Below are 7,585 nucleotides of genomic sequence, written 5' to 3' on the forward strand. Positions count from 1 at the left end.
CAGCCTCTCCCCGGGCGCGACTTCTCGCTCCCGGGGACGGCGGACGGATGCCGGGCGCCTCGGGGGCTCACCGCACCCGGCCGGCCGGACGCAGACCGTCCAGCCAGCTCCGGTCGGACAGGTGCACCAGGACCGGGATCCGGACCCCGGCCAGCTCGTCCCAGGTGTCGACGGCCTCGTGCGCCGCGGTCAGGACCCGCGACAGGTCGGCGCCACGGCGGACGGTGACCGCCAGGCCGATCGTCTCGACGCCCCGCACCCGGTGCACCCGCGTGCGGGCGCCGAGCACGTCGGGCCGCTCCGCCAGCACCTCGGACAGCATCGCCGCGGCGACGTCCCGGTCGACGCGGGTGCTCCCGTCCTGGCCCGCGAGCCGGAGCACCGTCGTGGTGCCGCCACGGCCACGCGTGGCGACGAAGACCACCAGCAGCACAGCCAGGAGGAGCGCGGCGCCGAGCGCGACCAGGGTCGCGCCGGGCGCACCACCGACCGAGGGCAGCCCCTCCGCGGACTCCCGGGCCTGGGCCAGCCAGCGCGGGGCCGGTTCCGGCGGCGTCCACCCCGAGCGACCCGGCGCGGACGCCGTCAGCACCGCGGCCGTACCGGCGGCGGCCAGGAGCAGCCCGCACACCAGGAGCAGCGCCCGGTTCAGGACCCTGCTGCCGGACCTCATGAGACCACCCCCTGCGGCGCGACGGTCAGCCGCGCCGTGGTGGTGAAGCCGACCGCGGCCACGGCGTCCGCCGCGGCCTCGGTGGCGGCGGCGTGGTCGACGGGGACGCCGCTGGTCGGCGTCACCCGCACGGTGGTGCGGCGCCGTCCGACGGTGGCCGACACCTGCCGCGGGTCGACCCCGCAGCGGGCGGCCACCGCGTCCGCGACCGCGTCGGCGAGCACACCGTCGTCGACCAGCACCGCCAGGCGGTCGGCGCTGCGTGCCCGCCGGGGCAGGCGGCCCGGCAGCACCGCCAGGGCGATCAGCACGAGCGCCAGGACCAGCGCCACGACCCCGGCCGTCGTCAGGGCCACCCGGTCACCCGTCACGGACGACGCCGTGCCGAGCCAGCCCCCGATCGCGTCACGCGACCCGGGCGCCGCGAACCACCACGCGCCCACGCCGGCTGCCGCCACCATCACCACCGCGAGCACCGACGCGACGGCCACCGCCGCGCCGGTGCGCGAGGAGTGCGTCTCCCGGCGCAGCACCCACCGGTGCACGCTCCGCTCGTCCCTCATGACACCCTCCGTGCTGTCGTCACCCGTGTGCCGGTCCGCCGCACGCCCGAGTAGCGCACGTCGACGACGTCGACCCGGCGCCCGGCCAGGTCACGCATGCCGTCGATGACGTGCTGCCGCAGGGCGGCGCCACGGTCGGCGATCGATCCCGTCAGGTGCGGGGCGACGATGACCGGTACGGTCACCGTGACCTTCAGCGCCCCGCCGGCATCGGCGAGCCGCACCACGACCTCCCGCTGCGCGGCGTGGGCCGCGTCGCGGACGAGGCCCACGGCGAGGTGCTCCAGGGCCCGCGCGCTGATCCGCGTCCTGCCGGGCACGTCCCGGACCGGCACGTCCTGCGCCTCGCCGGTCATGACGACGAGCGCCTGCCTCCGAACGCCTCCGAGAGCGCCCGGAGGTCGAGCCGTCCCTCGGCCACCCGGCCCGCCGCCGCGCCGACCAGCATGGCGAGGGCGACGAGCACGAAGGCGCCGAAGCCGAGCACGATCCAGGTCAGCGCGAGCACCGCGCCGGCCGCCGCGCCGATCACGGGGGTGCTCACCGGACCCGGCCTTCCGTGGTCTCGGTGTCCTGGTCGCCCTCGGAGGCCAGGTGCACGTCGTTCACGGTCACGTTCACCTCGGCGACCTCCATGCCGACCAGGTCCCGCATCGCCTGGTAGACGGCGGCACGCACCTCGTCGGACACCTTCTGCAGCGCCACCGGGTACTCCGCCACGATCGTGACGTCGACGGCGACCTCCGTCTCCCCCACCTCGACGCTGATCCCCTGGGTCAGGTCGGTGGAGTTGAGCGCGTCACGGATGGTGCCGACCACGCGCGCGGCGCCGCCGCCGAGCGCGTAGACCCCGCTGACCTCCCGCGCGGCGATGCCGGCGATCTTCGCGACCACCCCGTCCTCGATGGTGGTCCGGCCGTCGAGCCGGGTGCTCGTGTCCGTCTGGGCCTTCGGCTGGGTACCGCCCGCTACGTTCGCCATGATGACGTCCTCCCACTGTCCACGTCGCATCCGGTGTGGATGCGAGCCGCTCCGACCAAGCGACACCACTGAGACGGGTGCCGGCGCGAGTTCGTCACAAACTCGTGGCGAGGAGGGTGCGGGAGGATCCCGGGCGGGGGTGGGTCAGACCGGTTCACCAGGCCGGACGGCGGCCAGGGCCGCCGCCACGACCTCGTCCACCGGCCGGGTGTCGTCGACCACGACTCCCCGCTCCCCGGCCTCCAGCGGCTCCAGGGTGTCGAGCTGGGACCGCAGCAGGGAGGGCGGCATGAAGTGGGTGCGGCGCCTCATGCGCTCCAGCAGCACGTCGGACGGCGCGTCGAGGTGCACGAAGAACAGGCCCGCGTACCCCTCGCGCAGCCAGTCCCGGTAGCGGCGGCGCAACGCGGAGCACGCCGTCACGGAGGTCTCCCCGGCGGCATCGAGCCGGGCGATCTCACCGGCCAGGGCGTGCAGCCACGGGCGGCGGTCGTCGTCGTCCAGCGGGATGCCCGCCGACATCTTGTCGATGTTGGCCCGGGGATGGAACGCGTCGCCCTCGACGAACACACCGCTTAGCGCGTCCGCGAGCGCCCGCCCCACGGTCGTCTTGCCGGTCGCCGTGACACCCATGACGACGACGTGCCGCACGACGCCGGCGGGCGCGCCCCCGCCCTGCGAGCCGGTCACCTCGGTCACCCGGTCACCGGCCACAGCAGGGCGGCGAGCAGGAAGACGACGAGCCCGAGGGTGGTCTCCAGGACGGTCCACGTCTTGAGCGTCGTGCGGACGTCCATGCCGAAGAACCGGCTCACGAGCCAGAACCCGGAGTCGTTCACGTGGGACAGGACGGTGGCGCCGGCCGCCACGGCGAACACCAGGAGCGTGATCCTGAGGTCGCTGAGGCCCTCGGCCGCCACCTGCGCGGAGATCAGCCCGGCCGTGGTCGTGAGGGCGACCGTGGCGGAGCCCTGTGCGACGCGCAGGACCGTCGAGATGACGAACGCCTGCAGCAGGAGCGGCAGCCCGAGGTCGGACAGCGAGTCGGTGAGCGCCGAGCCGATGCCGCTGGCGCGCAGCACGCCGCCGAACATCCCGCCGGCGCCGGTGATGAGGATGATCGAGCAGATCGGCCCGAGGGCGTCGTCGAGGACGGCGTTGGCGCGGCCCATGGTGAACCGTCCGGGTGCGAGCGCCGCGAGGGCGACGAGCACGGTGATCAGCAGCGCGATCGGCGTCTGCCCGACGAGGATCAGAGCGTTCGCCCACCCGGCCTCCTCGGCGACGGCCCCGGCCTTGACGAGGGTGTCCACGACGGTGTTGAGCGAGATCAGCACCAGGGGCAGCAGTAGGATGAGCAGGACGGTGCCGAACCGCGGCGGGGCCTGGGTCGCGGTGGCGGTCGTGCTGCCACCTCCCGCGCCGGCCCCTCCTGCGCCGGGGCCGCCCGAGCCGCCGTCCGCGACGTCGTCCCGGCCACCGTTCATCCGGCCGAACACCGCGTCCGGGATGTCGATGACGTACCGGAGGCTCAGGTAGCGCGCCACGTAGTAGCCGCCGATGAACCAGGCGAGGACCGCCACGGGGATGCCCAGGAGCAGGGTGAGCCCGATGTTCCCGTCCAGCTCGGCGGCGGCGGCGACCGGCCCGGGGTGCGGCGGGACCACGCCGTGCATGACGCCGAAGGCCCCGGCCGTCGGCAGCCCGTAGCGCAGGATGCCGCCGCCGAACCGCCGCGCGACGGTGAAGATGATCGGCAGGAAGACCACGAGGCCGGCGTCGAAGAAGATCGGCAGCCCGAAGATGAGCGCGGCGACGCCGAGCGCGAGCGGGGCGCGCTTCTCGCCGAACCGGGCGATGAGCGTGTCGGCCAGGACCTGTGCGCCGCCGGTGATCTCCAGCAGCCGCCCCACCATCACGCCGAACCCGACCAGCAGGGCCACCGAGCCGAGCGTCCCGCTGAACCCGGTCAGCAGCGCGTCGGGGATGTCGGCGACCGGGATCCCGGCGGCGACCGCGGTGAGCAGGCTGACGAGCACGAGCGCGACGAACGCGTGGAGCTTGAAGCGGATGATCAGGAGCAGGAGCAGGGCCACCGCCGCGGCGGCGACGAGCAGCAGGGTCCCGGCCCCGTAGACGGGTTCGATCTCGGTCACGACCGCCTCCTCGCGGTGGGACTTGCCTGGACGACCCGCACGACCCTACAGGGTGAAATGCCCCGGGGGACAGCACCGCCGCAGGTCAGCGGGTCACGCGCGGCGGACCTCGTCGAGACCATGCTCGCCGCCGCCCCGGCCGCCGGTTCCTGAGACCGGCCCACCGTCCCGGTCAGGCGCCGCCGGGAGCGTGGGCACCGGTCCACCCGGCGGCCGCCAGCAGGGTCTCGACGGTCCGCTCGGCCGACGACGCGGCGTCGACGACGATCTCGCCGTCGATGCCCAGCCGGTCGTCCGGGTCGAACCACTCGGCCATCTGCTCGGGCGTGAAGTCGGCCACCTGCGGCCGCGTCTCGTGCCGGCGCAGGGTCTCGTCCCACGGCACGTCCAGGTAGGCGCACACCGTGCGGCCCCTGTGGTCCGTGAGCAGGTCCCTGAGCATGGTCCCGTAGTGGTCGGCCGCGAGGATGCCCTCCAGCACGACCGAGTACCCGACACCGAGCGCGTGGCGCACCACGGTGTCGATGAGCCCGATGTTCGGCGCGCCGGCCGTGTCCTTCTCCCACATCAGGGTGCGGCGGAGGTAGTCCTGCTCGACGAGCGCCGTCCCCCGGCCCATGCGCCGCCGCACCGCGCGGGCGACCGTGGACTTGCCTGCCCCGGAGGGGCCACGCACCACGACCAGACAGGTCTCCGTGCTCCCGGCGCCGGGTCCCCCGGCTGCCGCACCTCCGCTCCCGGCCACGGCCGAGACCCTACCCGCCACCCGATCACGACGCCGGGAGACCTTGACACGGTCGGCCGCCGCCCCGGACCATGGTCCGACTGGGAGCGCTTCCACATTCTTCCAGTTCTGTGCAGACCCGCATGCAGCACAGCATCGCGACGAACACGCAACGACGCGTTCGCAGAGACCTCGGGAGACCCCGCATGACACGACCGACCCCTCGGCGCCGGCTCACCGCCGCGCTGACCGTGTGCGCTCTCGGCGCCGCCCTGCTCGGCGGCGGCCCGGCCTGGGCGAGCAACGACGTCCTCGCCCCTGGGACCACGATCTTCAACGACCCCCACAGCTCCACGAAGGAGGCCGCGCACGAGCTGCGCGGACAGGCCAGGCGTGACGCGCTGCTGCTGAGCAAGATCCCCAGCTCCACCTGGTTCACGGACGGCAGTCCCGCCGAGGTGGAGCGGGACGTCCGCAAGCTCGTCAAGCGCACCGGCGCCAAGGTGCCCGTGCTGGTCGCGTACAACATCCCGTTCCGCGACTGCGCGCTCTACTCGGCCGGCGGCGCCCGCGACGTGGCGGAGTACAAGGCGTGGATCGACGGCTTCGCGGCCGGCATCGGCCGCGAGGAGGTCGCCGTCGTCCTGGAGCCGGACGGGCTCGGCGTCATCCCCTGGTACACGACGCTCGACGGGCAGCTCGAGAGCTGCCGGCCGCCCGAGTACGACCCCGAGACCACCGGCCGGGACGCCGCCGCGGAGCGCTTCGAGATGCTCAACTACGCGGTCGACCGCCTCAAGGAGCAGCCGAACGCCGTCGTGTACCTCGACGGCACGAACACGTCGTGGCTGAACGTGGGCGAGGCCACCGACCGTCTGGTCAAGGCCGGCGTCGAGCGCGCGGACGGGTTCTTCCTGAACGTGTCCAACTACGAGTTCACCGAGAACAGCGTCGCGTACGGCACCTGGATCTCCCGATGCATCGCCTACGCCACGCAGGTGGCGCCGGGCGACTACGCGAGCTGCGGCAACCAGTACTGGAGCGGCGGTCCGGCGAACGACTGGACCGGCGTGACGCTGTCCAACCAGGGCATCTGGAGCCCGACGGCGACCGACCCGGCGCTGAACACCGCGGGCATCGACTCGCGGTACGACGCCGCGCTCGGCGACGTCGAACCCACCACGCACTTCGTCGTCGACACCAGCCGCAACGGCCGGGGCGCCTGGGCCGCGCCGGCAGGCGTCTACCCCGACGCCGAGACGTGGTGCAACCCGCCGGACCGCGGCCTGGGCCTGCGGCCGACCACCGACACCGGCAACGAGCTCGTCGACGCCTTCCTGTGGATCAAGATTCCCGGGGAGTCCGACGGCGAGTGCTTCCGCGGCCTCGGCGGACCGGAGGACCCCGAGCGCGGCATGGTCGACCCGCCCGCCGGGCACTGGTTCCCCGAGCAGGCACGCGAGCTGGTCGAGCTCGCCCAGCCCCCGCTGCGCCACCCCTGACGGCCGCTACCGGCCGGCACCAGCCAGCCACACCAACCCGCCACCCGTACCGATGGAGGTACTCATGCGATCAACGACGACGCAGCACCGCTCCACCGCACGCCGCCGGCTCCTGACCCTGGCTCCGGCCCTCGCCCTCGGCCTGCTGCTCGGGCTCTCGGCGGCACCGGGCCTGACACCGCCCGCCGCCGCCGTCGGCGGCAGCTTCACCGACAACCTCGACTCGTACGACACCGGCCGGTGGAACAAGGCCGACGGCTGGAGCAACGGCGGCATGTTCAACGCCGGCTGGCGGGCCGACCACGTCTGGCACAGCGGCGGCGTCATGGGCCTGAACCTGAACAACACGCCGTGCCCGGGCGGCTGCTCGGGCAAGCCGTACGCCTCCGGGGAGTACCGCAGCAACGAGCTGTACTCCTACGGGCGCTTCGAGGTCCGGATGAAGGCGGCGTCCGGGTCCGGGATCGTCACGTCGTTCTTCACCTACACCGGGCCGAGCGACGGCCAGCCGTGGGACGAGATCGACGTCGAGATCCTCGGCAAGAACACCTGGCAGATGCAGACCAACTACTTCACCAACGGGGTCGGCGGGCACGAGTCGATCATCAACCTCGGCTTCGACGCCGCGGCCGGCTACCACGACTACGCCATCGAGTGGTGGCGCGGCGGCACGATCAACTGGTTCGTCGACGGCCGCCTCGTCCACCAGGAGAACGGCTCGCGCGGCCCGCTCCCCACGCGCCCGCAGCGCATCATGATGAACCTGTGGCCGGGCACCGGCGTCGACTCCTGGCTCGGGCCGTTCAACTACACCGGGCAGCGGACCGCCACCTACGACTGGGTCCGGTACACGCAGTACTGACCGCCCGTCGCGCCTCGTCCTTCGGGCCCGGGGGGGGGGGGGGGGGGGGGGGGGGGGGGGGGGGGGGGGGGGGGGGGGGGGGGGGGGGGGGGGGGGGGGGGGGGGGGGGGGGGGGGGGGGGGGG

General features: G+C 73.9%; 10 protein-coding genes. 2 read left to right on the plus strand and 8 right to left on the minus strand.

Features of this window, described 5'->3' with window-relative positions; translation table 11 throughout:
* Window positions 1–67 precede the first annotated feature (67 nt).
* From ACIG47_RS09925 to ACIG47_RS09960, 8 genes are all read right to left on the minus strand, one after another.
* On the minus strand, window positions 68–673 hold the full coding sequence (locus ACIG47_RS09925; RefSeq protein ID WP_397430654.1) for a hypothetical protein: 606 nt from the start codon (window positions 671–673) through the stop codon (window positions 68–70).
* A complete protein-coding gene (locus ACIG47_RS09930; protein WP_397430655.1) occupies window positions 670–1,236 on the minus strand; it encodes a hypothetical protein in 567 nt (188 codons plus the stop codon). Before ACIG47_RS09930 ends, ACIG47_RS09925 begins: the two co-directional genes overlap by 4 nt.
* Window positions 1,233–1,592, minus strand: coding sequence for a hypothetical protein (locus ACIG47_RS09935; RefSeq protein ID WP_397430656.1), 360 nt, complete (start codon window positions 1,590–1,592; stop codon window positions 1,233–1,235). Before ACIG47_RS09935 ends, ACIG47_RS09930 begins: the two co-directional genes overlap by 4 nt.
* Window positions 1,589–1,780, minus strand: coding sequence for a DUF2273 domain-containing protein (locus ACIG47_RS09940; RefSeq protein WP_397418720.1), 192 nt, complete (start codon window positions 1,778–1,780; stop codon window positions 1,589–1,591). The genes ACIG47_RS09935 and ACIG47_RS09940 overlap by 4 nt, the downstream gene beginning before the upstream one ends.
* Window positions 1,777–2,217 (minus strand): Asp23/Gls24 family envelope stress response protein, encoded by a 441-nt coding sequence (locus ACIG47_RS09945; RefSeq protein WP_397418718.1) that lies wholly within the window; start codon window positions 2,215–2,217, stop codon window positions 1,777–1,779. The genes ACIG47_RS09940 and ACIG47_RS09945 overlap by 4 nt, the downstream gene beginning before the upstream one ends.
* A 144-nt stretch (window positions 2,218–2,361) precedes the next feature.
* Window positions 2,362–2,916 (minus strand): gluconokinase, encoded by a 555-nt coding sequence (locus ACIG47_RS09950; protein ID WP_397430657.1) that lies wholly within the window; start codon window positions 2,914–2,916, stop codon window positions 2,362–2,364.
* Complete coding sequence (locus tag ACIG47_RS09955; protein ID WP_397430658.1) at window positions 2,913–4,373, minus strand: GntP family permease; 1,461 nt, start codon at window positions 4,371–4,373, stop codon at window positions 2,913–2,915. The genes ACIG47_RS09950 and ACIG47_RS09955 overlap by 4 nt, the downstream gene beginning before the upstream one ends.
* A 172-nt stretch (window positions 4,374–4,545) precedes the next feature.
* Entirely contained in the window at window positions 4,546–5,118 is a 573-nt protein-coding gene (locus ACIG47_RS09960; RefSeq protein WP_397430659.1) for an AAA family ATPase, read from the minus strand.
* Between the two features lie 185 nt (window positions 5,119–5,303).
* Between ACIG47_RS09960 and ACIG47_RS09965 the strand changes: the two genes are divergently transcribed.
* Both ACIG47_RS09965 and ACIG47_RS09970 read left to right on the plus strand, forming a co-directional pair.
* Window positions 5,304–6,599, plus strand: a complete 1,296-nt coding sequence (locus ACIG47_RS09965; protein ID WP_397430660.1) for a glycoside hydrolase family 6 protein — start codon at window positions 5,304–5,306, stop codon at window positions 6,597–6,599.
* A gap of 64 nt (window positions 6,600–6,663) precedes the next feature.
* Window positions 6,664–7,461, plus strand: coding sequence for a glycoside hydrolase family 16 protein (locus tag ACIG47_RS09970; RefSeq protein ID WP_397430661.1), 798 nt, complete (start codon window positions 6,664–6,666; stop codon window positions 7,459–7,461).
* Window positions 7,462–7,585: the final 124 nt, after the last annotated feature.

Source organism: Promicromonospora sp. NPDC052451 (assembly GCF_044547525.1).
In the GTDB taxonomy this organism is placed as follows: Bacteria; Actinomycetota; Actinomycetes; order Actinomycetales; family Cellulomonadaceae; genus Promicromonospora.

Bases quoted from the DNA above. Each gene is read 5' to 3' on its own strand.
- ACIG47_RS09945 (WP_397418718.1), bottom strand. From the start codon at position 2,217: ATGGCGAACGTAGCGGGCGGTACCCAGCCGAAGGCCCAGACGGACACG.
- ACIG47_RS09970 (WP_397430661.1), top strand. From the start codon at position 6,664: ATGCGATCAACGACGACGCAGCACCGCTCCACCGCACGCCGCCGGCTC.
- ACIG47_RS09965 (WP_397430660.1), top strand. From the start codon at position 5,304: ATGACACGACCGACCCCTCGGCGCCGGCTCACCGCCGCGCTGACCGTG.
- ACIG47_RS09935 (WP_397430656.1), bottom strand. From the start codon at position 1,592: ATGACCGGCGAGGCGCAGGACGTGCCGGTCCGGGACGTGCCCGGCAGG.
- ACIG47_RS09930 (WP_397430655.1), bottom strand. From the start codon at position 1,236: ATGAGGGACGAGCGGAGCGTGCACCGGTGGGTGCTGCGCCGGGAGACG.
- ACIG47_RS09925 (WP_397430654.1), bottom strand. From the start codon at position 673: ATGAGGTCCGGCAGCAGGGTCCTGAACCGGGCGCTGCTCCTGGTGTGC.